The sequence below is a fragment of the uncultured Senegalimassilia sp. genome (assembly GCF_934636665.1).
Classification (GTDB): Bacteria; Actinomycetota; Coriobacteriia; order Coriobacteriales; family Eggerthellaceae; genus Senegalimassilia.
In genome coordinates this window covers 19,672-44,592 of record NZ_CAKUAT010000005.1, presented here as the reverse complement: position 1 = coordinate 44,592, position 24,921 = coordinate 19,672, and the positions used below count along the sequence as shown (strand labels likewise).

The 24,921-nt window shown below is 64.8% G+C and carries 21 protein-coding genes; 17 read left to right on the top strand and 4 right to left on the bottom strand.

The annotated features are described in order from the left end of the window. The first annotated feature begins 11 nt into the window (after positions 1-11). From Q0G75_RS02900 to Q0G75_RS02890, 3 genes are all read left to right on the top strand, one after another. A complete protein-coding gene (locus Q0G75_RS02900; RefSeq protein ID WP_294416234.1) occupies positions 12-590 on the top strand; it encodes a xanthine phosphoribosyltransferase in 579 nt (192 codons plus the stop codon). Beyond that, positions 587-745: a hypothetical protein gene (locus tag Q0G75_RS02895; RefSeq protein WP_294416236.1), complete on the top strand. Its 159-nt coding sequence runs from the start codon at positions 587-589 to the stop codon at positions 743-745. Before Q0G75_RS02900 ends, Q0G75_RS02895 begins: the two co-directional genes overlap by 4 nt. Positions 746-925: 180 nt before the next feature. Next, positions 926-2,248 (top strand): hemolysin family protein, encoded by a 1,323-nt coding sequence (locus Q0G75_RS02890; protein WP_294416238.1) that lies wholly within the window; start codon positions 926-928, stop codon positions 2,246-2,248. 170 nt (positions 2,249-2,418) lie between these two features. Here Q0G75_RS02890 and Q0G75_RS02885 read toward each other — a convergent pair whose 3' ends face one another. From Q0G75_RS02885 to Q0G75_RS02875, 3 genes are all read right to left on the bottom strand, one after another. Beyond that, complete coding sequence (locus Q0G75_RS02885; protein WP_294416242.1) at positions 2,419-3,225, bottom strand: amidohydrolase family protein; 807 nt, start codon at positions 3,223-3,225, stop codon at positions 2,419-2,421. A 416-nt stretch (positions 3,226-3,641) separates the two neighbouring features. Beyond that, entirely contained in the window at positions 3,642-5,606 is a 1,965-nt protein-coding gene (locus tag Q0G75_RS02880; protein WP_294416243.1) for a UvrD-helicase domain-containing protein, read from the bottom strand. Between the two features lie 163 nt (positions 5,607-5,769). Further along, positions 5,770-6,591: a hypothetical protein gene (locus Q0G75_RS02875; protein WP_294416245.1), complete on the bottom strand. Its 822-nt coding sequence runs from the start codon at positions 6,589-6,591 to the stop codon at positions 5,770-5,772. Positions 6,592-6,976: 385 nt separating this feature from the next. Between Q0G75_RS02875 and Q0G75_RS02870 the strand changes: the two genes are divergently transcribed. From Q0G75_RS02870 to yhbY, 7 genes are all read left to right on the top strand, one after another. After that, the gene (locus Q0G75_RS02870; RefSeq protein ID WP_294416663.1) at positions 6,977-10,621 is read left to right on the top strand and encodes a molybdopterin dinucleotide binding domain-containing protein; all 3,645 of its coding nucleotides are present in this window, start codon (positions 6,977-6,979) and stop codon (positions 10,619-10,621) included. 19 nt (positions 10,622-10,640) lie between these two features. Beyond that, positions 10,641-11,300, top strand: a complete 660-nt coding sequence (locus Q0G75_RS02865) for a 4Fe-4S dicluster domain-containing protein (RefSeq protein ID WP_294381341.1) — start codon at positions 10,641-10,643, stop codon at positions 11,298-11,300. 4 nt (positions 11,301-11,304) lie between these two features. Continuing rightward, on the top strand, positions 11,305-12,222 hold the full coding sequence (locus Q0G75_RS02860) for a DmsC/YnfH family molybdoenzyme membrane anchor subunit (RefSeq protein WP_294416661.1): 918 nt from the start codon (positions 11,305-11,307) through the stop codon (positions 12,220-12,222). A 217-nt stretch (positions 12,223-12,439) separates the two neighbouring features. Then, a complete protein-coding gene (locus Q0G75_RS02855) occupies positions 12,440-13,201 on the top strand; it encodes a 4Fe-4S dicluster domain-containing protein (protein ID WP_294416659.1) in 762 nt (253 codons plus the stop codon). A 10-nt stretch (positions 13,202-13,211) separates the two neighbouring features. Next, a complete protein-coding gene (locus Q0G75_RS02850) occupies positions 13,212-14,141 on the top strand; it encodes a 4Fe-4S binding protein (protein ID WP_294416658.1) in 930 nt (309 codons plus the stop codon). Between the two features lie 603 nt (positions 14,142-14,744). Continuing rightward, positions 14,745-16,145: an MFS transporter gene (locus Q0G75_RS02845; protein WP_294416656.1), complete on the top strand. Its 1,401-nt coding sequence runs from the start codon at positions 14,745-14,747 to the stop codon at positions 16,143-16,145. An 82-nt stretch (positions 16,146-16,227) separates the two neighbouring features. Then, positions 16,228-16,530 carry a ribosome assembly RNA-binding protein YhbY gene (gene yhbY / locus Q0G75_RS02840; RefSeq protein WP_042432390.1) on the top strand — a complete coding sequence of 101 codons (303 nt, stop codon included), beginning with the start codon at positions 16,228-16,230 and terminating at the stop codon, positions 16,528-16,530. Between the two features lie 102 nt (positions 16,531-16,632). Here the strand turns inward: yhbY and Q0G75_RS02835 are convergent, their stop codons facing one another. Then, positions 16,633-17,586, bottom strand: coding sequence for an SGNH/GDSL hydrolase family protein (locus Q0G75_RS02835; RefSeq protein ID WP_294416655.1), 954 nt, complete (start codon positions 17,584-17,586; stop codon positions 16,633-16,635). Between the two features lie 405 nt (positions 17,587-17,991). Here Q0G75_RS02835 and Q0G75_RS02830 point away from each other — a divergent pair, with 405 nt between their 5' ends. The 7 genes from Q0G75_RS02830 to rsgA all read left to right on the top strand — a co-directional run bounded on the left by Q0G75_RS02830 (position 17,992) and on the right by rsgA (position 24,617). Then, positions 17,992-18,360 carry a hypothetical protein gene (locus tag Q0G75_RS02830; protein ID WP_294416653.1) on the top strand — a complete coding sequence of 123 codons (369 nt, stop codon included), beginning with the start codon at positions 17,992-17,994 and terminating at the stop codon, positions 18,358-18,360. A gap of 1 nt (position 18,361) precedes the next feature. After that, a complete protein-coding gene (locus tag Q0G75_RS02825) occupies positions 18,362-18,826 on the top strand; it encodes a PIN domain-containing protein (protein ID WP_294416651.1) in 465 nt (154 codons plus the stop codon). 260 nt (positions 18,827-19,086) lie between these two features. Continuing rightward, positions 19,087-21,042, top strand: coding sequence for a molecular chaperone HtpG (htpG, locus tag Q0G75_RS02820; RefSeq protein ID WP_294416650.1), 1,956 nt, complete (start codon positions 19,087-19,089; stop codon positions 21,040-21,042). Positions 21,043-21,287: 245 nt separating this feature from the next. Continuing rightward, on the top strand, positions 21,288-21,425 hold the full coding sequence (locus Q0G75_RS02815) for a hypothetical protein (protein WP_199669273.1): 138 nt from the start codon (positions 21,288-21,290) through the stop codon (positions 21,423-21,425). A 49-nt stretch (positions 21,426-21,474) separates the two neighbouring features. Further along, the gene (locus Q0G75_RS02810) at positions 21,475-23,010 is read left to right on the top strand and encodes a potassium transporter TrkG (protein WP_294416645.1); all 1,536 of its coding nucleotides are present in this window, start codon (positions 21,475-21,477) and stop codon (positions 23,008-23,010) included. Continuing rightward, positions 23,007-23,588: a hypothetical protein gene (locus Q0G75_RS02805; RefSeq protein WP_294416643.1), complete on the top strand. Its 582-nt coding sequence runs from the start codon at positions 23,007-23,009 to the stop codon at positions 23,586-23,588. Before Q0G75_RS02810 ends, Q0G75_RS02805 begins: the two co-directional genes overlap by 4 nt. Before the next feature lie 18 nt (positions 23,589-23,606). Beyond that, positions 23,607-24,617, top strand: coding sequence for a ribosome small subunit-dependent GTPase A (gene rsgA / locus Q0G75_RS02800; RefSeq protein WP_294381378.1), 1,011 nt, complete (start codon positions 23,607-23,609; stop codon positions 24,615-24,617). The last annotated feature ends 304 nt before the right edge of the window (positions 24,618-24,921 follow it).

Here is a 24,921-nt window from a genome sequence, read left to right as displayed (position 1 = left end):
GGGATAAGACAGTGGAACTGCTTGAAGAGCGCATCAGGCGCGACGGTGTGGTGAAGTCGGAAGGCGTTCTGAAGGTGGACGGTTTTCTGAACCACCAGATGGACATCAACCTGTTCAACGAGATGGGCAAGGAGCTCAAGCGCCTGTTCGCCGACGCGCCCATCAACAAGATCCTCACCATCGAGGCGTCGGGCATCGGCATCGCCGCCGTGGTGGCGCAGCACTTCGATGTGCCGGTGGTGTTCGCGAAGAAAAGCCAGTCCATCAACCTTGATGGCGACGTGTACTCCACGAAGATCCAGTCGTTCACGCATCAGCGCATCTACGACGTCATCGTGTCGAAGAAGTTCCTGAACGCCGACGATCACGTGCTGCTCATCGACGACTTCCTGGCCAACGGTTGCGCCCTGAACGGCCTTATCGACCTGGTCGAGGAAGCTGGCGCTACGGTCGAGGGCATCGGCATCGCCGTGGAGAAGGGCTTCCAGCCCGGCGGCGACGATCTGCGCCGTCGCGGCTACCACCTGGAGTCGCTGGCCATCGTGCAGTCCATGAACCCCGAAACCGGTGAGATCGAATTCCGTCGATGAACCTGCATATGAAGCCCTTCGATCACGACGAGCTGCTCAAACTTGACGGCGACGTCCCGTTCGTCCGTTCCGTGCCGTACGGCATCCAGCATACCCGGGATATGGAGGTCAATGCCGCGGCTTCCCCGGAACCGCAGGACGGCTCCGAAAAGTAACGGTTCCGTAAAACGCGGCCTAACTTTTGGATATAGCGTAAAGGAACCCCGTGTATGCGTGTTCGCATGCCAAAATAGAAGAGCTACCTGATTAGCAAGCCTCCGGCGCGCCGGAGGGCTGGGAGGCGGGCCAAGTGCCCGCTTCTTTGATATGCACCCGACATAAGGAGACCCGCTTTTATGCACATAGGCTTAAGCCTGATTCTTGTCGTTTTGTTCCTGGCTATGAACGCGTTTTTCGTTATCGCCGAATTCGCTTTGGTGCGCGTTCGAAAGTCCCAGCTCGAGCTGGCCGTCGAGCAAGGCAAGAAGGGTGCGAAAAGCGCCATGCACATTGCCGAGAACGTTAACCAGTATCTGTCCGCCTGTCAGCTGGGCATCACGTTGGCGTCGCTGGCATTGGGCTGGTTGGGCGAGCCCGCGTTCTCCGCTCTCATCCGCCCGCTGTTCGAGATGCTGCATCTGCCTGAGGCCTTGGTCAGCGTGGTGGCCGTGGCCATCGGCTACTTCATCATGACCACGCTGCACGTGGTGGTGGGCGAGCTGATCCCCAAGTCGTTCGCCATCTTCGCCACCGAGCGCTACGCGCTGTTCACGGCCGGCCCGCTTATGGCGTTCTACAAGATCACCTATCCCATCATGATCCTGTTCAACGGCATCACCAACGGCGTGGTGCGCCTGACCGGCCACGACCCGGCCAACGAGCGCGAGGTGTACACGGGCGATGAGATCAAGCTGCTCATCGACGAGTCCACGGAAAGCGGCCTGATCGACCCCGAGCAGAACGAGTTCGTGGACAACATCTTCGACCTGGGCGACAAGGACGCCGAGGCCATCATGACCCCGCGAACCGACCTGGTGTGCATCGACCTCGAGGACTCCCTGGAGGAGAACATGGCGCTGGTCACGCGTTACAAGTACACGCGCTACCCCGTGTGCCGCGAGACCAAGGACCGCATCGTGGGCTTCGTGCACGTGAAGGACCTGTACCTCATGCAGAAGGGCTCCACCATCGATGACCTGCCCGTGCGCACCATCGAGGCCGTGCCCGAGAGCATCCCCGTGGCGAAGCTGCTGCAGGTGCTGCAGGAAGGCGCCACGAAGATCGCCGTGGTGGTCGACGAGCACGGTGGCACGGCCGGCATCGTCACCATGACCGACATCATGGAGCAGATCGTGGGCCACGTCGACGATGAGTACCGCCACTCTGACAGCGAGCTGGTGAAGAAGCTCACCGACGACACCATGATGATCGACGGCGGCATGGCCGTGGGCGACTTCGAGGAGCTTATCGGCTTCGCGCCCGAGGACGCCGAGGACTGCGAGACGCTCGGCGGCCTGATCATGGACGTGCTCGACCGTATCCCCTCCGAGGGCGAGAGCCTGACGCTCGAGGGCAAGGAGGCAACGGCGAAGCTGACGGTGGTGCGCATGGACCGCCACCGCATCGATCGCGTGAAGCTGGTGCTCACCCCGAAGCCCAAGCAAGAGGAAGACGAATAACAAGAAGGCCTCCCAACCGGGAGGCCTTCTTGCTTCGTGCGATGTATTCCGTCCGGCGCTTTTGCCGTCGCCTTCCGACGCAGGTTGCTGAGCGCGTTCGCGGAGGGCCGGAACCCGGCGAGCCGACCTGGCAGCTGCGCATCCGCGGCTTCAACCGCGCGTTCGCCCTGCTACTCGACCTTCACGCCGGCGAAGCGCTCGGCGTTGTGCCATAGGATGTTCTCCAGCTCGTCCTCGGTGAACCCGGCGGTGGTAAGCGTGCGGTACTCCTCGGCGGGGTCCCACATGGGGAAGTCGCTGCCGAACATGATGCGGTCGGTGCCCCACATGCGCGTGAGCTCCACCGTGCGGCGCTGCCCCAGGAAGTACTGCGAGCTGGACTCGTCCAGGAACACGCGGTCGTTCATGGCCACCTCGTGCAGGATGTCGTAGCCCACTTCGTAGCGCGACCAGCAGCCGAAATGCGCCGCATCTACCACCAGGTCGGGGAACGTGCGCAGGATGTTCACCAGGCGGCGCGGGTGCGAGTAATCGTAACGGTAGTCGCCCGTGTGGATGACCACGGGAAGCCCCAGCTGCTCGCAGATGGCGTACACCTCCATAAGGCGCGGGTCGTCCATGTCCACCTTCTGCGTGTCGGGGTGCAGCTTGATGCCGCGCAGGCCCAGATCGACGGCGCGCTGCAGCTCGGCTGCGGGGTCCTCGAAGTCCTGCTGCATGGCGGCGAAGCCGATGAATTCGGGGTGCGCTTGGCATTGCTTCGCGATGAAGTCGTTGATGGCGGTGACGGCGTGCGCGGTGGTTGCCACGGAGTGCACGATGAAGTGCGTGATGGGTGCGCGGTCCTTCGCCGCAAGTAGACCGTCGGCGGTGCCATCGCCGAACATGTCAACGTTGTAGAAATCTCCGACGGCCTCCACGGCCTTCGGGGCGATTTTGTCGGGGTAGATATGCGCATGCGCATCGATAACGGCCATAATGCAACTCCTCATCTGAAAACTTCCCCGATTGTACGGCAGCGCAAAGCCACGTTCCCCGGACATTTCGGGAAATCTGCTGGTGGGGAATCATGCTTTTGCTGCAAGTCTACTGCGCATCATATGGACGCTGTCATATAAGTAGATCTTCTGGGCGGTTTTGCAGAAAGAAGGGTCGGATTTGCTCGTCTCTCTCGGACTTCTGGGCGGTTTGAAAGGGCTGTTTTGCTCCGCAAGACGTAAAACCCCAGGTCGCAATCACGCCGAAAACCAGATTTCCGCGAAATCGCCTGCAAAACCGCCCAGAAGTTTGGAAGGTGCAACCCTGAACGCACGCAGGGGGCGCGGCTGGTGCCGCGCCCCCTGCGCTTGCGGGCCGCGCTCCTGTGCAAAGCCCGCTCATGTCCGATTGCGGCCTAGTTCAGGCCGTACTCTGCCAGAAGCGCCTGGCCGCCTATGGTGGTGGGGGCGGCGTCGCCGGCCTCGCTCAGGAAGCAGGACGGGCGCACGATGGCCATGCGCTTGCCGTTCTCGCTCTTCACGCGCATCACCTGCATCTTCGTGCGCTCGGCCAGCTCCAGCTCGGCCTTGCTGAAGTGCGACAGCACCAGCAGGTGCTTGGCCTTCGCCACGCCGCCCATGAAGTCGCGGCGCTCGGAGTCCATGATGCGGTTGCGCTCGCCGTCGGTGCTGATCACCTCGAAGGCGTTGCGCTGCGGGAAGAAGCCGTCGATGCAGCCGACCACGAACATGTTGTCGTACTCGGTGCCGCACAGGTTCTGCGGCAGGCAGATGTGCACGACGTGCGGGTCCTCGGTCCACACCGGGTCGGAGATGGCGGCCTGCTCGAGCTCGAGCAGGGTCTTCGCCGTCTCGTCGCCCGCCATGTCGGCGGCGACGGCCTCGAACTCGCTGATGCCCTCGGCGCCGATGGCCTTCATGAGGCCGAAGCCGCGGCGCGTGGCGTTCTTCTCAAGGAAGTCCTGGCCGGAGCGCCATTTCTCGGCCAGCGTGCGGGCGCGCAGGAACGGCTCCTTCGCGCCGAAACCGGCATTGCCCACCTGCTGGAGCGCCTGGTACAGCGTAAGGCCCTCGGCCTCGGCGAAGTCCTGCAGGCCCATCCAGGCGTCGGAGTTCGTCAGCGCGTTGTCGAAGCCGCACCAGCTGCGCCACGCGATCATGTCGGTGGGGTCGGCCAGCAGCCCCAGCTTCGTGTACGCCACGAGCGCGCGGGAGCGCGTGGAGTCGCGCGGGTCGCCCGCAAGCGTGCCGGCGGCGCCGGCGGCCGACACGTTGAAGCCGCGGCGGCGCAGCATCTTCTCCACCATCACGGCCCAGCGGCGGTTGGGAACGACCACGCAGGTGTTGGCCTCGCGCGCGTCCTCCTGGCCGTCCAGCAGCTTGCGCAGGTACTTCGTCAGGCCGTTGAGCTCGTCCTCGGGCGTGTTCCACTTGATGGACTGGACGCCTTGCGGCAGGCCCTCGGCCCCGGCGCCGCGCTCGATGGGCGTGACGCTGCCGGCGATGTAGGCGCTATCCATGTCGCCCTCGGTGCACAGCGCATCGGCCAGCGCGATGACCTGCGGGTTTCCGAACGCGCCCTGCAGGTGGAACACCTCCACGTCGCGGCGCACGGCCTCGAACTTCAGGAATCCCTCTACGTAGGGGTGGTTGCCGCGCTTGGACATCATCTGGTTGGGGTTGCCCGTCACCATGATCTGCTTGTCGGCCAGTAGGCACAGCACCGTCTGCTCGGCGTGGGAGAAGTTCTGGAAGTCGTCGGCCAGCACATAGGCGAAGCTGCCGCGAGCACCCTCGCCGGCATCGCTTTTCAGGAAGTCGGCGGCCAGCATGGGGACCTCGCCGGCCAGCATGGCGCCGCGCAGCTTCAGAATGCGCGTGGCGTAGGCGAGCAGATTGTCCGCGGCGGTGCCGGCGTTCCATTCCTCGCGCGGCTCGTAGCCGGCCATCTTGCGGTCCAGGAAGCCCAGCATGCTGCGCAGCTTGCGCGGATGCTCGCCGATGGTCTTCAAATCCTCCAGGAAGAAGTTGTACTCCGCGCTGTTCAGGATGCGCGGCACGCGGCCGGTGGCCTCGCGGGCGGCGGGCTCGTCGAGCACCGACACGGCGGCGTCGAGTGCGGTGCTCACGCGCACCGACAGGGCGGCGCCGACGAGGTTTGCGGGAAGGGCGCGGCGCAGACGCTTGCGGAAGGCCTGCGCGGCGAAGTTGTTAGTGACCGCTACCAAGATGGATGCGGGAGCTTCCCCGTTCTGGATAAGGTGCGCGCAGCGCGCCACGAGCGCCTGCGTCTTGCCGCTGCGCTCGGCGCCCTCGACCTTGGCGAGGCGCCCATCGAATGCGGCGATGGTATCTATCATGTGAAACTCCCTTCGGTAGCGGCTATCTGGGGCCCCGTCGCCTGCGCGTAGCACGCGGCGGGGCGGTTTTCAAAAGGTGGCGAAGGCGTTGCCGCGCACGCGGCGCCTTCAGGGGAGCGCGGCGGTTCGGCGCTGGGGCGCGCTCGCGGGCCCCGCAAGGCCCTTAGGCCTGGAACACCTTGCTCGTGCCGTCAGTATACTCCACGGTCCACGTGCGGTACGTCGGCGTGAACGTAGGCTCATCAAGTTCGAACACAAGCTCCGGCGGCTCCATGCCGCCGCCGTCGACGGCGCCTTCGCCCGCAGCGGCGCGCGCGTCGGCCTCCACTAGCTCGGGCGACTCCAGGAACGCCTCGGCCGCGGCCTTTTCGGCGGCGACGCGTTCGGCTTCGGCAGCTGCCTCGGCCTCGGCGGCGGCTGCCTCCTCGGCGGCCTTGCGCTCGGCGAATGCGACGGCGCCGGCTTCCACCTGCGCGGCCCAATCCTCGTCGGAGGGCATGCTCACGCGGGCGATCGAGCCGGCATCGCCCAGCTTGCCCTCATTGTAGGCGTCGCGCACGAGCGAGAGCATGTCGGCGGCGTCCTCGGCGATGCCGCTCACGTCGTCCATATGCAGGCGCACGGGCAGCGTGCCGTTCTGCAGGTCCACCTCAAGCCACGTGAACGCAAGCTCGCTCCCGTCTTCCATTTCCTTCTGGCGCTTGTTGTAGATGAGCGCCTGGTTGCCAAGCTTGCGGAACTGGTTGCGGAACCAATCGCGCATCACGTCGTTCCACAGCTCGTTGGAGCCTTCCTCGCCGGCCGCCAGGTACTGGCGCGTGCCCAGCTTCACCAACATGCGCATGGTGTTCTCCACCGGGGCGTCCTCGCCCGCGGCGGCGTGCGTGCGCACCAGCGTCGACCCCACGTAGGCGTAGCTGCGGCCGATCTCCAGGCGCAGATCCTCGGAATCCACGCGCTCGTCCAGGTCCAATATCAGCGTCATCGAAGGCCTTGGTTTTGCCATGTCCTGTACCCCTAACTCTTCGTTCGGCGAATGCCCGGCGGGCTACCCGAATCGGGCCCGCCCCAGGTCATCCGCCTGTGTCCTCTTCGCTAAGCAAAGTATAAATGCCCTGTTCAGCGCAAAATCATCCCGCAAGGATGATATGCGCGCGCTCATACAATCCCACCCTTATGATTCCCGTCCGGCGCACCGCCGTACCATCGGATCATCGCATTGGGAACGCCGCGCCGTAGCCGCATCCGGCCCGGCCGCCACCTCCTCCCTCCCTTCCCCCTTGCAGGCGGAGGCAGGGTGCCGGCACGGCGCCGCGTTCCCAATGCGGGAGACGAAGGAGAAACGAATCAGAAAAGGAGAGGAGGGGCATATGGCGAAACTTTCTTTGACTCGCCGCAGCTTCCTGAAGGCGTCCGCTATGGCGGGTGCTGCCGCAACCGTGGGGTTCGCAGCAGCGCCGTCCGCGGCTCTGGCCGAGGGTGCTGATCCGACGGCCGGTGAAGTGAAGCGCATCCGTTCTTGCTGCCGCGCTTGCGGTAAAGTTGAGTGCGGTACGTGGGTTACCGTCCAGGACAACAAGGTGATCAAGGTTGAGGGCGACGAATCCAACGCTCACAGCCGCGGCCACTGCTGCGCGAAGTCTCAATCGTCGATGCTCGCACTGTACCATCCCGATCGTTTGCGCTACTGCTTGAAGCGCACGAAACCCAAGGGCGAGGACGATCCCGGTTGGGTCCGCATTTCCCTGGCCGACGCCTTTGACGAGGCTGGCGCCAAGTTCAACGAGATCGTCTCCAAGTACGGCGGCGAAGCCAACTTCGCCATGGGCGGCACGTCCCGCGTGTGGGCGCAGCCCCCGTACGGCACCCTGAAGTCCATCTTCCCGACCCCGAACGCCCACCTGGCGTACGAGATCTGCAAGGGCCCGCGCCACTTTGCCGGTATCCTGACCGACGAAATCGGTTCGCCCTGGATGGAAGTCGAGCAGGGTCCGCTCGTGTACGTGCAGTGGGGCACCGCAGCTGAGTATTCCAACTACGACTCCACGAACCGTACCGTTGTAGACTGCAGCCAGCGCGCTTACAAGCATATATTGGTTGACCCGCGCATGACGCCGCTGGGAAAGGAAGCCGACCTGTGGCTGCCGCTGCGTGTTGGTACCGACCTGTGCTTGTCGCTGACGTGGCTCAAGTGGATTCTGGACAACGAAGCTTACGACGATCTGTTCGTTCGCCGTTGGACCAACGCCCCGTTCCTGTGGAATCCTGAGAAGGACGGCCGCACGAAGAAGGGCTGGTTCCAGGAGATGAACGGCGGCATCGACATGGAGTCCCGTATCCTGACCGAGGCCGACGTTGACCGCGAATGGATCAGCCAGTGGTGGGAGCCGGCGCCGGAGCAGTACAGCTACCGCCGCTTTATCTGCTGGGATGAGAACAACAACAAGCCGACCTACTGGGACGCCGAGGCCTGCCAGTGGGAGGGCGAGAAGCACAAGATCCCGACCACCGGTACGTGGATCGAGCACCCCTACAAGCCCATCATCGCCGACGCGTGGCTGCCCGACCCGTCGCACTTCGCCGACCCGGCCGACCCCACGTACGACGCGTACTGGAACGAGGGCAACGAGGGCGGCAAGAAGTCCAACCCCATGGGTCTGCCGAAGAACCCCGCGCTGTTCCCCGGCGGCGTTGACATCAAGCTGAAGAACGGCACCACCATCAAGGCCGGCACCGTTTGGGAAGCTTTCTCCGACAGCCTTTCCGAGTACACGCCCGAGTACTGCGAGAGCGTGACCGAGGTTCCGGCTGAGAAGGTTGTCGAGGCCGTGAAGATCTACACCACGCGCCTGAACCCGCTGCATGGCAACGGCGGCATCCACTATCAGCTGGCTCCCGACCAAACGGGCCACGCGGTGCAGAACTCCCGCGCCCTGCAGATCATCGCCTGCATCACCGGCAACTCCGACGAGCCCGCCGGCAACCGCGGTTCTTCCAAGGCCGAGGTCGACGGCTGCTGCGGCCGCGCGAACATGCTGGTCACCGACCACGAGCCGCGCGACTGGGGCATCCGCGACGGTATTGGCACCATGGAGCTGGGCAACACCCCGCGCGACCTGTCCATCGAGGACCAGATCCCGCTGATCCAGAACTTTGTGCAGTACCTCATCGACGAGAAGTCCCCGCTGGCCGAGCGCTACGGTAACCATGTGCCCACGCACGACGAGGCGCACTGGATTGCAGAGCGCAAGGGCGGCGCGTACAAGAGCTCGCGTTCCTGGCCTGGTCTGAAGACCTCGTTCCAGAGCAACGAGAAGCAGATTTCCGCTGAGCGCTTCCCGCTGCTGCGCTACTGGAACCGCTGGGCTGACTCCGCAACCATTTGGGACTCCATCAACGGCATCGACACCCCGTACCAGATTCACGGCGGCGTGTGCATGTCCGGCGACTTCATGAACGAGTCCAACCTGCTTGAGGCTTGGGAAGCACTGACTCGCCTGGACTTCTGGCTGGACTTCAACCTGTGGAGCTGCCCGAACAACGGCTGCGCCGACATCGTCATCCCCGTCCTGCACTGGCTCGAGGTCAACACCGGCCGCGTGTCCCAGGGCGCCGGCGGTCTGTTCGGTGCTGGTCAGCGTGCTGTCGAGCCTATGGGCGACTGCATCTACGACCCGGTTGCCGTTATCTGCCTGTACAAGGCTATGGGCGTGGTGTGGAACAACCGCGACCCCGAGTACGACGAGTGGAACAACCTGGACTACAACAACTTCGTGCAAATGGGCGGCAACGTCACGTACGAAGAGCAGGAGTACCGCGTGCTCAAGGACGCCACCGACTGGTGGAAGACCGAAGAGTTCCCGGACGGCCCCGACTTCCCGCAGTACGCTGCGAAGTTCCAGAAGGAAGGCTGGTTCGACTGCCGCAAGTGGCATCCCGAGCGTTGGGGCACGTATCGCCGCTGGGAGATGGGCTACCGTCGTCAGCAGGGTGGTTACAACCTGTACGCCGCCGTCGACGAGAAGTGCGCGTTCATGACCCCGACCGCCAAGGTCGAGATCTGGTCCACCATCGCCGAGACGTACATCCCCGACAGCACGAAGACCTTCGCGGAAACCTGCAGCCCGGACCGCGCCGCCTACGACGGCAAGATCCCGGATATCGACAAGTTCCCGCACTGGTTCGAGCCGAAGAACTCCAAGGTGGAAGCTCCGCGCTACTACCACAAGGACCAGGCCGACCAGATCAAGACGAGTGACTCCTACATCAATGACAACTACAAGGGCGATCATTTGATGGAAGAGTACAGGGAGAACCTGCAGAAGTACGGCGACGACCACGCGTTCATCATGACCACTGGTTCCCGCCAGCCTGTGTACTTCCACTCCGAGCATCGTCAGCTGCCGTGGTGCCGCGAGCTGTGGCCGTCCCCGCGTGTTGAGATCAACCCGAAGGACGCTGCTCGCATGAACATCGAGCAGGGCGATTGGGTCTGGATCCGCACTCCGTGGGGCGCTGTCCGCGAGGTTGCCGACCTGTACTACGGCATCAAGGAAGGCACCATCAACGCGAACCACGCCTGGTGGTACCCCGAGATGGACACCGCAAGCCACGGCTTCGAGCTGGTCGGCATCAACTGCTGCATGGACAAGTACGCCCAGTGCTGGGTGTGCGGCGCCTCGCAGCTGCGCGGCATCCCTGCGCTGATCTATAAGGCGACGGCGGAGAACTCCCCGTTCAAGAACCCGGTGCCGTGCGACCCGCAGGGCAACCCCGCCATCACGAACGCCAACGACCCGCGTCTGAAGGAATGGCTGTCCAACGACCCGCGTCTGGCCGACGCCAAGGTGGAGCTGACGTTCGCCAACATGGATGCGAAGGGCTGCAACCCGTCCATCCAGTCCCCGGAGGCTCTGGCCACCGGCAAGCTGCCCAAGGGCGAGCGCGGAAGCGATGTCCTCGGCCAGTACAGCAACAAAGGCCAGCTGAGCGACAAGCTCGGTTCCTACAAATAAGGAAAGGAGGTAACAACCCATGGCAAATTACGCGATTATCACCGACCTGAACCGTTGCACCGGCTGCCTGGCCTGCACGGTCGCCTGCAAGGCGATCAACGGCGTCGACGTCGGCAACTTCTGGATCAAGACGCTGCGCATCGGTCCGCACCCCATCGAGGGCGGCTCGGGTGATTACCCGGACGTGGAGATGTACTTCCTTCCAGTCCAGTGCCAGCACTGCAAGAACCCCGAGTGCGTGCGCGTGTGCCCGACCGGCGCATCCCACATTCGCGAGGACGGCACCGTGCAGATCGACAAGTCCAAGTGCATCGGCTGCCGCTTCTGCGCCCTGGCCTGCCCGTACGGCGTGCGTTACCTCAACGAGGAGGAGCGCGTCGTCGAGAAGTGCACCATGTGCGAGCAGCGCATCAGCCAAGGCGAGCTGCCGCAGTGCGTGGCCCAGTGCGGCGCCCGCGCCCGCTTCTTCGGCGACCTTGACAAGGGCGTCGACAACTTCGAGGGCCCGGCGCATCCTGACAGCCCCGGCTGCCAGTACGACGAGATGACCAAGACCCGCGTCAAGCTCAAGGACTACGTCGAGGCGTACAAGGAAAGCGATATCCATCATCTCAAGGACGCAGGCAACAAGCCCAAGCTGATGTACCTGCTCCGCGAGGGCCGAAAGTGGAGGGAGTAGACTCATGAATCCGGAATGGCCTCTAATCCTCTTCACCTTCTTCCTGTGCCTGTCCGGCGGCATCTTGGGCGCACAGGGCCTGCTCACCGTGCTCGGCAAGGGCAAGAAGATGCAGAACGCGGCGCTCATCGCCGCGCTGGCGACGCTCGTCATCGGCGGCATCTGCGTGTTCATGCACCTGCAGCATTGGGAGCGCATCTTCAACGCGTTCGGCGCGCTGCTCGCCGGTAACGGCTACGGCGTGTCCGGCATCACCCTTGAGCTGTGGGGCTGCGTCGTGGAGTTCATCGCCATCGTGCTGTTCTTCCTGTTCGCCCGCCGCTCCGAGGACGGCACCGCCCCGAAGTGGGCCGGCGTCCTGGCCATCGTCGTGGGCCTGGCGCTTCCCATGGTCACCGGCGACTCCTACCTGATGCCGTCGCTGCCCACCTGGGATAACCCGCTCCTGATCGTGTACTACCTGACGAACACGGTCTTCATGGGCGGCCTGGCCGCACTCGTGATCGCCGGCGCCACCGGCGACGTCGAGGCCCGCGACTTCATGGTCAAGACCGCCCTGGTCGGCGCCGTGGCGCAGCTGGTCGTCGTGCTGGTGTACGCGATCATGATCAACGGCTCCGCCGGCACGTACTCAGCCGACATCGCGTACTACTTCGACCCGACGCTGCCCGACGTGCCCATGGTCGACCGCGCCGCCGTCGTCGGCAGCCTGCTGGCAGGCTCCAACGCCGTGATGTTCTGGCTGGGCGCCGTCATCGTCGGCATCGTCGCCCCGGCCGCCATCCTGTGGTTCGGCAAGGCGCAGGAAGGCAAGCAGCTGGCCATCTACGCCGGCGGTGCAGGCGTGTGCTGCATCATCGGCGGCATCATCTGGCGCGTGCTCCTGTACTCGGCAGCGATGCACATCTTCGCCCTGTTCTAGGAAACGAAGGCGCAAGGCCGGTTCTGGTCGGCCGGCCTTGCGGGCGAGTTGGCGGGAAAACGCCAGCTCGCAAGCTGAAAAGGCGTGTTGGAGGGGGCTTACCTGAACGCCCCGCTTTCGGCAACGGAAGCCCCCTCATATACGCGTTTTCGCAAAGCCCCGACCGGGGCTTTCACGCATAGGAAGAGGAAACGGAAAGACACGGAGAGGGGTCTTCATGAGCGAAGAGAAGAAGGAGGGCGCGCAGCCCGCCGTGGCGAAGGACGTCGGCGCGGCCGATGCGGTGCCCGCGCAACCTGCCGCGACCGATGCGGCGCCCGCGCAGCCTGCTGCGAAGAGGGCGAAGGAGCCGATGAACGTTTCGCGCCGCTCGCTGCTCATCGGCGTGGGCAGCACGGCTGCGCTGCTTGGTTTGGGCGCCCTGCGCTATGCCGGCCACGTGCCGCTGAACCGTCCGCCGGGAGGTCAGGACGAGGCGCACTTGGTCAGCGCCTGCATCCGCTGCGAGAAATGCTACGAGGCGTGCCCGCGTCACGTCATCAAGCCGGCCAAGATCGAGGACGGCCTTCTGGGGATGCGCAGCCCGCAGCTGGACTTCAGCGCCGATTACTGCGACTTCTGCGCCGAGGAGAACGGCGGGGTGCCGCTGTGCGTGGCATCGTGCCCCACCGAGGCACTGCAGCTTCCCGCCGGCGCCGATGCGAACAACACCATCATCGGCCTGGCCGAGATCGATCCCAAGACGTGCCTGGCGTTCCGCGACACGGGTTGCCATTTCTGCTTCGACGCCTGCCGCGATGCCGGGTACGACGCCATTCAGCTCGATGGCAACGGCTACAGCCCGCGCCCGTACGTGATCGAGGACAAGTGCGTCGGCTGCGGCGCCTGCGAGAGCGTGTGCGTGTCGCTGCAGCAAGGCTCCATCGTCGCGGGAGCCACCGAGCGCGCCATCGTCGTCCGTCCTGCGTCCTCGCTGTAAGGGGGTTGTCATGAAATTGAGCAAGATCCGCACCATCGTGGCGGCCGCCGTATTCTGCATCCTGGCTGTGTGCCTGATCGCGGGCATCAACATGGGCACGTTGTCCGGTTTCGGCCCGGGCTCGTTCGGCGCGTTGTGCCCGCTTGGCGCGATCACCACCATGCTGGCGACCAAGACCTTGGTCCCGCGCGCCGTGTTCAGCATCGTCATCATGGCGCTGCTGGTGTTCCTGTTCGGCCGCGCGTTCTGCGGCTGGATCTGCCCCGTACCCGTGCTGGGCAAGCTGCGCGCGTTCTTCCGTTCGCCGAAGAAGCGCCGCGAGCTTGAGCAGGCGAAACGCGACGAGGCGCTCGATATCGCCAAGTTCGAGCTGGGCTGCGGCGGGAAGGGCGGCTGCGAAAGCTGCAGCGCCTGCAAGCAGCAGCGCGCCAAGCTGGATTCGCGCCATTACGTGCTCGGCGGCGCGCTGCTGTCCACGGCCATCTTCGGCTTCCCGGTGTTTTGCCTGGTGTGCCCCATCGGCCTGACCTTCGCCACGGTGCTGGTGTTCTGGCGCCTGTTCGCCAACGCGGACATGACCGTGGCCGTGGTCCTCATCCCGTTGATGCTGATCATCGAGCTGGTGTTCCTGCGCAAATGGTGCACGCGCTTCTGTCCCATGGCCGGCCTCATGAACCTGATGGGTCGCTTCAGCCGCACGTTCAAGCCCGTCATCGACGACGCGAAGTGCCTGGAGACGTCGAAGGGCACGCCGTGCAGCCGCTGCGCCATGGTGTGCGAGGCCGACATCAACCTGCGCCATCCTGACTACGGCGAGCGCACGCTAGCGGACTGCACGCGCTGCAACGCCTGCGTGGACGCTTGCCCGGCAAACGCCATCGCCATGCCGGTGGTCGCCAAGCGCGGGCAGGCCGTGAAGCTGGCCCCGAACGAGAGATAACCATTCCGAAAGGCAAGCGTCCCTTGTGCATCCTCTTCGCGCCAAGGGGCGCTCTGCCGATCGCCGCGCGTTGGGCGCCCCTCCCTCCAACCTGCGGTGATACCCGCCCCGGGCTTTCCCATCGGCCCGGGGCGGTTCTCATAGATCGTGTTTCGGGTCCCTTTCCCCGGTACGCGCCATCCGCCCCGGACTCTCCCCATCGGCCCGGGGCGGTTTTGTCTGGCTGCGTGTTGGGAGCCCCCGCTCCGCCGCGCGCCATCCGCCCCGGGCCCTCGCTGGCGCCGGGGCGGTTTTCTTTGTGGGGAAAGCCCGCGGCGAAGCGGGGATGTGGCTAGAATACGTTGCGTACCACGGGTAAGCGTGCTCAAGCCGTGCATTCGCGCTTCCGCGCCGCACGCGCCAGTTTGCCGGGGGTTCCAGAACACAATCGATAAGCAGGGGTTTTGCCCGCGCGGGCCTTTGGGTTTTGCGCGCGCTCCGGGCGGGGGTTTCGTTTGCCGCCGCCCGCCTTCGCAGCCCGCTTCCCGCGCAAGCGGGCAGCGCCGGCTGCGCCTTACGCCCTTTGCGTCGATTGTCCGGTCAACGAGTGCGAAAGGATGCGGGATGCAAGGAAAAGCATTGGTTGCGCTGCTGGTCGTTCTATACGCCAGCGCGTTTTTGGCGGGGTTCAACGAGAATCTGGTGAATATGGCGCTCATGTCCATCATGGGCGAGTACGGCGTCGACTCGGTTGCGGCGCAATGGCTGGTCACGGGCTATATGATCGTGGCGACCATCGTGGTCATGTGCATGGCGTTCATGTACCGCCGCTTCAAGCTGCGCCCCCTGTATTTCGCCGCCGCGGCGTTCACGCTGGTCGGCTCGATCATGGGCTTGTTCGCCACAAGCTTCGAGCTGCTCATGGCGGCGCGTCTGGTGCAGGCCGCGGGCTCGGGCATCTTCATCCCGCTTATGATGAACACGGTGCTGGTGGTCGCGCCGAAGCACAAGCTGGGGACGTTCCTGTCCATCGGCGGCTGCATGATCACGTTCGGCCCCGCTCTGGCTCCGACGGTGTGCGGCGCGCTTGTCACCTCGTTCGGCTGGCATAGCGTGTTCGCGGTGCCCCTTGCCGCTATGGCGGTGCTTGCCTTGGCGGCTCTGTTCGCGGTCAAGAACATGGGCTTCTCCCCTGCTCACCTGGACATTCCGTCGACGGTGCTCTCGGCGGTGTTCCTGTGCGCGCTGAGCCTGGGCCTTGTCGAGCTGACCATCGACGTCGCGCTTGCGGTCGGATCGCTTGCGGTGGCGGTGGTCACGGCGGTGCTGTTCGTGCTGCGCCAACTGCGCTGCGAGCACCCGCTCATCGACCTGACGCCCATGAAGAGCCGCGCGTTCTGGCCATCGGTGGTGCTGACCACCATCGCCATGATGGGCAGCTTCAGCATGAGCGTGCTGCTGCCGCTGTACCTGGAAGGCGGCACGGGCCTGACGGCGTTCGCGGCCGGTTTGCTGATGCTGGTCCCGGTGTTGGCGAACGCGGGCACTACGCTATTGGGCGGCCGCATCATGGACGCGCGCGGCGAGTGGCCGCTGCTTCCGGCGGGTTTTGCGGCCATCGCCGTGGGCTTCGTCGTGATGGCGGCGTTGGCCCCCACGTTGTCGCTGCCGGCGGCGTTTGTCGCGGCGTTGCTGATCATGGGCGGCACCGGCTTCATCTTCTCGCCCTCGCAGACGGCGGGCTTGCGCACCCTGTCTCAGGAAATGAATCCATTCGGAGTCGCCATCTCCACCACGTTCGTGCAGATCGCGGCCTGTATCGGCCCTTCGCTGTACACGGGCATCATGTCCACCGCCCAGGCGGGCGCCTTGGCGGCGGGCGTCGATGAGGCGCTTGCGACCGCGCAAGGCTTCTCGATCGCCATGGTGGTTGCCGCGTGCATCGCCGCGGCAGGTTGTGCACTCGCGCTGGTTTATTCGCGTGCCGCGGTGAAACGCGATGCGAAACGCGCACGAAGCATGTAAAATAGACGTAAGCGAATCTGCGGCGCGCCTTCACGGGCGCGCCGCTTTAGCGTTAACACACGAAGAGAAACGAGCGCAACCCATGGCTATCACCGGCAAGCAGGTCCGTCAGCTGCGCAGCATGGCGAACAACTTGAAGCCCACCGTTATCGTCGGCAAGGAAGGCGTCACCGCCAACATCCTCAAGCAGGTCAACGAGGGTCTTGAGGCCCACGAGCTCATCAAGGTCAGCGTGCTGTGCGAAACGGGCAGCCAGGCCGCCGAGGCCGGCCGCGAGATCGCCGATCAGGCCGAGGCCGAGCTGGTGCAGGTCATCGGCAAGCGCGTGGTGCTCTATCGCGAGACCACCCGCGACGACATCGAGAAGATCCAGCTGGTCAAGTAAGCAAGCGAGCTTCCCAGCATAGTTGCGCGGCTTAAGGCCGCGTGAAGCAGATCGGGCCCCGGCAAACGCCGGGGCCCGATTGCGTTCAGGGGGTGCGGCTGCCTACTTCAGGCACCTGCAGAGCCATTGGTTGCCGGTGTTGGCGGCGTGGGGGCAGCCGATACAGGTGGGCTCATCGCATAGCTGCGCGCTTTCGGGCGCGCCGCAGAAATCTTGCAGGTCAAGCGCGGGGTTGGCGACCTCGGGTTGCGCCCCGATGGTGATGCCTTCCGGCGCGCCCTCTTTCGCTTCGTTCTCTCCCGCTCCCGCGTCCGCCAGCTGCATTGCGCGCACCACCATGCTGGCGAACTGGCGCATGCCCAGATTTGTGGGGTGCGTGCCCTCGAGCGAGTCGTAGTCGCGACCGAACGCGCGCACGTCGGCGACGCGGCAGCCTTCGGCTACGGCCGCTTCGCGGATGGCGGCGTTGTATTCGTCCAGGTGATGGCCGCGCAGACGGTAGCAGAACTCGGGATGGTCGACGCCGTGCGTGCGTCCGGGCAGCAGCGTGATGCAATACACCGCAGTTTTAGGCGCCGCCGTGCGGATGTTGCGCAGCATGGTGCGGTACGCCGCGCCGAAACGCTCCACGGCGTCGGCGGGCGCGGCACCGGCTACCTGCTCGGGAACGCTTGCCGGGTCGATGCAGCGCGGCATGGCGTGGCTGTGGCCGGCGGCCTGCGCCTCGGCGCCGCCCCAGCCGTAGTCGTTGATGCCGATGAACACGAGCACCGCATCGGGCACTTGGCCGTAGGGGCCCAGCAGGGCCGCTGCGCGTTCGGGGCTGCTGGCGGCGGGGAAGCCCGCGCCCTCGACCATGCTGCCTGACCAGGCGCTATCGGCAAGTACGGTGCCGCCGAGCGCGCGCACCGCGTGCGACCACCAGGTATCCTCGGGGCGCAGCACGCCGGATCGCTCCAAGCGCTCGTCGTTATAGAACAGTGTGTAGCCATCGGGCACGCACCCCTCGAAGGTGCTGATGGAATCGCCCATGATGGAGAACGTTTTCGCGGGCATGCCCGACCGCCTTCCTTGCGTTATCCGTTTTGCGCCCTGGCGTCGTGCGTCGGGGCCGCTTTTGTCCAGTAGCACATGGTAGCAAAACCTCGCGTGCGGTCTGTTAACAGTCTGTGTAGGATCGAATCTTAGACTGGCTCCTTCGGCCTTTCGCCCATGCCGCCTTCGCTCTCGGAATAACCCCAGGTAAACCGCATAATAACTTGTGTGAAACCAGTGAATGCCGGAGATTGTCCCATTGACGTTGTACGCAAAACGTTGTACAATAATATGAACCACGCACTCACACAAGTTGCGCCGGCGGAGCCCGGCGTAACGCTGGTAAACGCTGCGGGAAACAATGGCCGGCCAAGCGGCCGTCCGCCCGTTTCCCCGTGCAGCGAAGCGGGACGATCGGAGGTTGCGATGGGCGAGGCAATGGTCACCGGCCGCATGGCGCCCGGCAAGAAGCGCCGCGGCGGCCTTGTGCTGCAGCGGGAAGGCCTCACGGCCTCCCAGGCCATCAACCGCATGTACGACAAGCTCATCGAGAACGGCGACGCGTCGTTTCTCACGGGCATCGTGGCGGCGGAGGACGAAGCGGCCTGGGATAACGCCGTGGAGTTCGTCGATTCCCTCTCCGAACCCGTATCCGACGGCGCATCCGACGCCGCCGATGAAGCGTCCTCGGCGCTGGTCGACCGCGCCTTCGAGCACGGCGACCTGCCGGCCGACGGCCCGGACCTTGCGGCCATCGCCCGCGCTGCGCGATTCTCCTCGCGGGGGGTGATCTAGCATGCCTCAGGCCCGTGTCCTGCTTGGTACCGAAGTCGTCATGGACTTCATGAACGAGCGCCAACCGTTCTACCAGCAAACGCGTATGCTCATGGTCGCCGGCCGCGTCGGCGAGTTCGACCTGTGGGTCACCGCCCCGCAGGTGGTCGACCTCGTCTACCTGCTCTCCGAAGGCGGCAAGCCCGAGCTGCTGCCGCGCGCCATGGAACGCATCCGCGGTCTGCGCACCTTCGTGCAGGTGGCGGACCTCACCGCGGCCAACGTCGACCGCATGCTGGCCTCGTCGGGGCAAAACCCCGAAGGCCAGCTCATGGTCAACGCCGCCATCGATCTGCGGGCGGACTTCCTGCTCACGCATGATCCCGACAGTTTGGAAAACGGCCTGGTCAAGGTCACGAACGTGCCGGGTATGTTCGAGTGGCTGTGCGAGAACCGCGATCTGGACTACACTCAAATCGAGATTTAGCGAAGCCTTCCCGCTGTCACCTTCCTGTCACTTGACACTCCCAAGCGCCAGACTACAATCGAAATTAGCACTCAAGCTGTGAGACTGCTAACGCGCCCCGCACCTGCGGGGCGTTTCATTCGCCGGGGCATGCACGGCCCGGCGCTCCGCCTGCGGGCGGGCGCTGCGAGCCGGCATCGCCGCAGGTGAGCGAAGCGCCTCCGCGCTGCGCGGCCGGTCCCGCAGCACCGAAGCACGAACGGAAAGGAAGCGCCGCACCTATGCGCAAGTTCAAGACAGAGAGCAAGAAGCTGCTCGACCTGATGATCAACTCCATCTACACCAACCGCGAGATCTTCCTGCGCGAGCTCATCTCCAACGCGTCGGACGCCGTCGACAAGCTGTACTTCAAAAGCCTCACCGACTCCAGCATCCAGCTGACGAAGGACCAGCTCGGCATCGACGTCGCCTTCGATAAGGACGCCCGCACCATCACCGTGTCCGACAACGGCATCGGCATGACGCAGGAGGACCTGGACCGCAACCTGGGCACCATCGCCCATTCCGACTCCATGGCCTTCAAGCAGGAGAACGCCGAGCAGCAGGGCGACGACGTCGACATCATCGGTCAGTTCGGCGTGGGCTTCTACAGCGCGTTCATGGTGGCCAAGTCCGTGCGCGTGGTGTCGAAGGCCTACGGCAGCGACCAGGCCTGGGCCTGGGAATCCGACGGCATCGAGGGCTACACCATCGAGGAGGCCCAGCGCGAGGGCAACGGCACCGACATCATCCTCACGCTCAAGGACAACACCGACGAGGAGAACTTCGACCAGTTCCTCAGCGAGTACGGCCTGAAGGACCTCATCAAGCGCTACAGCAACTACGTGCGCTACCCCGTGCGCATGGAGGTTTCGAAGTCCCGCCAGAAGCCCAAGCCCGAGGACGCCGGCGACGACTACAAGCCCGAGTACGAGCAGTACACCGAGGTCGAGACCATCAACTCCATGGTGCCGATCTGGAAGCGCAGCAAGTCCGATGTACAACAGGAAGAGTACAACGAGTTCTACAAGCAGACCTTCCACGACTTCACCGACCCGGCCGCCACGTTCTCCATCCACGCCGAGGGCGCGCTGTCCTACGACGCGCTGCTGTTCATCCCCGGCCGCGCGCCGTACGACCTGTACAGCAAGGACTACAAGAAGGGCCTGGAGCTGTACAGCTCCAACGTGCTGATCATGGAGAAGTGCGAGGACCTGCTGCCCGACCACTTCAACTTCGTCCGCGGCGTCGTGGACAGCCAGGACCTCACGCTCAACATCTCGCGTGAGACGCTGCAGCAGAACAACCAGCTGCACGCCATCGCCCGCAAGGTGGAGAAGAAGGTCACCAGCGAGCTGAAGAAGATGCTGAAGAACGATCGCGCCGCCTACGAGAAGTTCTTCGAGGACTTCGGTCGCGGCCTGGAGTACGGCATCTACACCAGCTATGGCATGCTGAAGGACGAGCTGGCCGACCTGCTGCTGTTCTACAGCGCCAAGGAGCAGAAGATGGTCACGCTGGCCGAGTACCTGGAAGCCATGCCCGCCGACCAGAAGTCCATCTACTACGCCGCCGGCGACAGCATCGACCGTCTGGCCAAGCTGCCCATCGTGAACACGGTGCTCGGCAAGGGCTACGACGTGCTGCTGTGCACGAAGGACGTCGACGAGTTCTGCTTCCAGGCCATGATGACCTACGGCCCCGAGGCCGAAAAGGACGCCGAGGGCAAGGATATCGAGGGAACCGGCCCCAAGGAGCTCAAGAACGTGGCATCGGGCGACCTGGACTTCGCCTCCGAGGAGGAGAAGAAGGAGGCCGAGGAAGCCGAGAAGGACAACGAGGCCCTGCTCGCCACCATGAAGGAGCAGCTCGGCGACGCGGTCACGAAGGTGGCCGTGTCCACGCGCCTGACCGACGCCCCGTCGGCCGTCACCACCGAAGGCCCCGTGTCGCTTGAGATGGAGCGCCTCATGTCGCAGATGCCCGACGGCATGGGCGAGGTGAAGTCGCAGCGCGTGCTCGAGTTGAACGCGAAGCATCCGGTGTTCCAGGTGCTCAAGGACGCCCAGTCCGCCGGCGACGCCGAGAAGGTGGAGCTCTACACGGAAATCCTGTACGACCAGGCGCTCATCGTCGAGGGCATGCCCATCGCTGACCCGGTGGCCTACGCGAACGCGGTCACGAAGCTGATGGCCTAAGCGGCCGCCTAGCGCCCGCATTGCCCGGCGGTCGCGGCCCGGGAGCGCCTGCGCAACCCGGCGGCCTGCGGGTTCGCCGTTCCGAGCAGCGCGCCAGCGCCGCCCGGAGGCTCGCAGGCTCGTCGTCCCGCGCCGCCTCGCCAGCAGCCCGCGTCCGCCTGTCACCTGCCGAAACCCATTCCGAATGTGAAGCCTGCCGGCCCTCAACAGGGCCGGCAGGCTTTTTGTATTATGATGTTCCCACTATGCAGAAGAGCATCCACGACATATTGCAGATGATCGAAACGCCGCTTATCAGCTTCACGGTGGTGGTGCTGAGCTGCGTGTGCTTCCTGCTGTCGCTGTGGATCATCATGATCTTGGTTAGGCTCGTGGTGGGATGAGCTTGCAACGGCACATCTTGCGCGCCGGGCGGCGGGGGTAGGCACCGCTATGTGGCAGCGCTTCACATGGTATGACGTCAGGGTCATCGGCCATTATCTTGGCATGCTGGTGCTTTTCTCGTCCGTGGCGCTTATCGTGCCGCTGGTCACCGCCATCGTGTTCCGCGAATGGGTCCCTGCAAGCCATTACCTTCTATCCATAGGGTTATCGCTCATCGTCGGGTCGGCGTTGCGCTTCTTGCGCATCGAACCCGGGCGCCTGAACCGCCAGCAGGCGTTGGTGGTCACGGGCCTGGCGTGGGTGGTCCTGGCGTTCATGGCCACCATCCCGCTGTACCTTTCGGGCCACTACAACACGTTTTTGGACGCCATGTTCGACGGCGTCTCGGGCATCACCACCACGGGAGCCAGCATCATCTCCGACCTTGACCACCTGTCCTACGCTGACAGCATGTGGCGCTTCATCATGATCTTGCTGGGCGGCTTGGGCCTGGTAGTGGTGGCGTTGTCGTTCGGCTTGTTCGGCAAGCGCTCGGGCGCAAGCCTGTACATGTCCGAGGGCCGCAGCGAGCACGTGGTCCCCAACATCGTGCAAACCGCCCAGTTCATCGCAAAGCTGTCGCTGGGCTTCATCTGCGTGGCCACCGCCGTGCTGGCCGTCATGTGCGCGTTCGCCGGCATGGAGGCGCCGCGCGCGTTCCTCAACGGCTTGTGGCTGGCCATCTCCAGCTTCTGCACCGGCGGCTTCACCCCCATGAGCACGTCCATCCTGTACTACCATTCGTTCCCCATCGAAGTGGTGCTCATGCTCCTCATGATCATCGGATCGGTGAACTTCGTGCTGCACTCCGAGCTGTGGAAGGGGCACCTGAACGTGTACTTCCGCGACATGGAGATCCGCACCATGTTCATCTGGATCGCCGTGATGACCTTGGTGTTCGCCGCGTCGGTATCGGCAAGCTCGGATTTCTCGAACCTGGCCACCATGATGCGCCGCGGCGTGTTCCTGATCGTGTCGGCGTTCTCCACCACGGGCTTCCAAAACGTCACCACCAACCAGCTGACCACGTCGCTGACCTCCGGCGCGTTTTTGGTCATCGCCGCGCTCATGTGCGTGGGCGGCGGCGCCGGATCCACGTCGGGCGGCATCAAGTTCAACCGCATGGGCCTGATTATCAAATCGCTCGTGGCCACGGTGAAGGAGACGTTGGCGCCCGACTCGGCGCGCGTGGTGGTCTCGTATTACCATTTGGGAAGGCGCATCCTGTCGCCCGAGGTGGTCAAACAGGCCATGACCGTGTTCGTGCTGTACGTGGTCACCTACGCCGTGGGCGCGCTCGTGGGCATCGCGCACGGCTACGACGCCACGCAGTCCATCTTCGAATCGGTGGCCATGGCCTCCAACGGCGGCATCTCGTCGGGCGTGTGCTCCCAGGGCATGCCCGCGTCGCTCGAGCTGTTCTACATGCTGGAGATGTGGGCCGGCCGTCTGGAGTTCCTCACGTTGATCGCGCTCATCGTCGAGGTCGTGGTGACGCTCGATCCCCGCAGGGTGGTAAGGAACAGGCTGGTGAGGCGCTCATGATGCGAAAGGGAATGGCCGCTGCTGCGCTGGCGTTCGCGTTGGCGCTTCCTGCGTTCGCGTGTCCGCAGGCCGCGTTCGCCGACGAGCCCGCCGAAGGTGACAACGCCGTCAACGTCGCGCAGCTGCCCGACAGCTCGTTCATCTACGACACGTCCATCACGGACCTGAGCACGGCGGACACCTATTACGACAAGCAAACGGTGCAGGTCACCGGCGAAGTGGTGGGCGACCGCATCAACGCAGGCGACGGCCGCCACTGCTGGCTGCAGCTGGCATCGCCCTCCGATTCGTCCACGGTGTCGGTCTACCTTACCAACGAATCCGCCGACAAGGTGGACACGTATGGCGCCTACGACCGCAAGGGCACCACGCTGCAGGTGCGCGGCACGTTCAACTTGGCGTGCTCTGACCACGACGGCGCATCCGACCTGCACGCGCAGGTGGTGACGGTCACGGAGAAGGGCAAGGCCACCCCCGACGAGTTCGACATCAACGCGTTCATCCCGGGTATGGTGACCGTCATGATCGGCCTGGCCATGATGGTGGTGTTCTATCTGCTGCGCGAACGCCAGCGATAAGGCTACAAGGAGGAGAGCTTGCAGAGAGCGCAGGTTGTGAAACTGGACCGCGGGTATCCGCTCGTGCGATGCGAGGATGGGCGCCTTGTGCGCTGCGAACACGCAACGGCCCTGGTCAAAGGGGAGAAGGTGCGCGCCGTCATCGGCGATTACGTCGAGGTGAACGCGCCGGAGGGCCACGACAAGGGCATCATCGAGTCCATCTGCCCGCGCGAGCGCGCCTTCGTGCGCAAAGACCCCACCGAGCGTGCCGTCCCTCAGGTGCTGGCGGCGAACTTCGACCGCGTCATCCTGGCCCAGCCGCTGGCTGAGGTGAACCTGCGCCGCCTGGAGCGCGAGCTGGTGCTGGCCTACGAGACCGGTGCCGCCGTCACGGTGGTGCTCACGAAGGCCGACCTGGCAGAAAGCGAGGCGCAGGTGGAGCAGGTGGCCGACCGCGTCCGCGCGCTGGCGGGCCCGGACGTGCGCACGCTGGTGGTGTCGGACGGCAACGCCGAGAGCGTGGAGGCAGTGCGCGCCCTCATGGCCCCCGGCACCACCACGGTGCTGGTGGGGAAGTCGGGCGTGGGGAAGTCCAGCCTGGTCAACATGCTTGTTGGCGAAGAGGTGCAGGAAACGGGCACGGTCCGCGAGGGCGACGGCAAGGGCCGTCACACCACGGTCAGCCGCGAGATGGTGGCCATCCCCGGCGGCGGGTACGTGGTGGATATGCCCGGCGTGCGCGGCCTGGGGCTGTGGGACGCCGATACGGGCATCGGCGCGGCGTTCGCCGACATCGAGCAAGCGGCGCAGCAGTGCCGCTTCCGCGACTGCAAGCACGAAAACGAACCGGGGTGCGCCGTGCGCGCCGCCGTCGAGTCCGGCGAGATAGCCCCCGAGCGTTTCGCCAGCTACCAGGCCCTGAAGCAGGAGACGGCCACGTTGCGCGATCGTCGCGAGGAGGCCCGCCGCATGCGCGGCGAGAAGGCCAGCGACAAGAAGCGCGGCGGCCAAAGAGGCCGCGCGGGCCGCGGCAAGCGCCGCCGCTAGCGCCTGCGGGCAAGCGTGGGGCGGGCATCTCCGCCGTGCGCGATTGACGGCGGGCGAGGGGCGCTCGTCCTTGCGCCGCAACCGCAACGCCGTCCTCTCCCAGCTCACGGGCCTATTTCGCTCCCCTGCGCCCTTGCGCCGCGCATAGCGTCTCCATCCGGTTGCCGGGCCGTTTCGCGTTCGCTTGCCAAAAACGCTACAATATAAGGGTTAACCGAAAGCAACGCGCACGTCGGCGTGCGGGTTCCGCGCCCGGTCCATGGCCGCGGCCCGGCAACCCGCATTCGGCGTAAACGGACCCGAA

Coding starts and splice junctions, on each gene's coding strand:
- htpG (WP_294416650.1), top strand. CDS start 19,087: ATGCGCAAGTTCAAGACAGAGAGCAAGAAGCTGCTCGACCTGATGATC.
- Q0G75_RS02835 (WP_294416655.1), bottom strand. CDS start 17,586: ATGCCCGCGAAAACGTTCTCCATCATGGGCGATTCCATCAGCACCTTC.
- Q0G75_RS02875 (WP_294416245.1), bottom strand. CDS start 6,591: ATGACGCTGATATTGGACCTGGACGAGCGCGTGGATTCCGAGGATCTG.
- Q0G75_RS02860 (WP_294416661.1), top strand. CDS start 11,305: ATGAATCCGGAATGGCCTCTAATCCTCTTCACCTTCTTCCTGTGCCTG.
- Q0G75_RS02865 (WP_294381341.1), top strand. CDS start 10,641: ATGGCAAATTACGCGATTATCACCGACCTGAACCGTTGCACCGGCTGC.
- Q0G75_RS02885 (WP_294416242.1), bottom strand. CDS start 3,225: ATGGCCGTTATCGATGCGCATGCGCATATCTACCCCGACAAAATCGCC.
- yhbY (WP_042432390.1), top strand. CDS start 16,228: ATGGCTATCACCGGCAAGCAGGTCCGTCAGCTGCGCAGCATGGCGAAC.
- Q0G75_RS02830 (WP_294416653.1), top strand. CDS start 17,992: ATGGGCGAGGCAATGGTCACCGGCCGCATGGCGCCCGGCAAGAAGCGC.
- Q0G75_RS02825 (WP_294416651.1), top strand. CDS start 18,362: ATGCCTCAGGCCCGTGTCCTGCTTGGTACCGAAGTCGTCATGGACTTC.
- Q0G75_RS02810 (WP_294416645.1), top strand. CDS start 21,475: ATGTGGCAGCGCTTCACATGGTATGACGTCAGGGTCATCGGCCATTAT.
- Q0G75_RS02895 (WP_294416236.1), top strand. CDS start 587: ATGAACCTGCATATGAAGCCCTTCGATCACGACGAGCTGCTCAAACTT.
- Q0G75_RS02855 (WP_294416659.1), top strand. CDS start 12,440: ATGAGCGAAGAGAAGAAGGAGGGCGCGCAGCCCGCCGTGGCGAAGGAC.
- Q0G75_RS02890 (WP_294416238.1), top strand. CDS start 926: ATGCACATAGGCTTAAGCCTGATTCTTGTCGTTTTGTTCCTGGCTATG.
- Q0G75_RS02880 (WP_294416243.1), bottom strand. CDS start 5,606: ATGATAGATACCATCGCCGCATTCGATGGGCGCCTCGCCAAGGTCGAG.
- Q0G75_RS02850 (WP_294416658.1), top strand. CDS start 13,212: ATGAAATTGAGCAAGATCCGCACCATCGTGGCGGCCGCCGTATTCTGC.
- Q0G75_RS02845 (WP_294416656.1), top strand. CDS start 14,745: ATGCAAGGAAAAGCATTGGTTGCGCTGCTGGTCGTTCTATACGCCAGC.
- Q0G75_RS02815 (WP_199669273.1), top strand. CDS start 21,288: ATGCAGAAGAGCATCCACGACATATTGCAGATGATCGAAACGCCGCTT.
- Q0G75_RS02805 (WP_294416643.1), top strand. CDS start 23,007: ATGATGCGAAAGGGAATGGCCGCTGCTGCGCTGGCGTTCGCGTTGGCG.
- Q0G75_RS02870 (WP_294416663.1), top strand. CDS start 6,977: ATGGCGAAACTTTCTTTGACTCGCCGCAGCTTCCTGAAGGCGTCCGCT.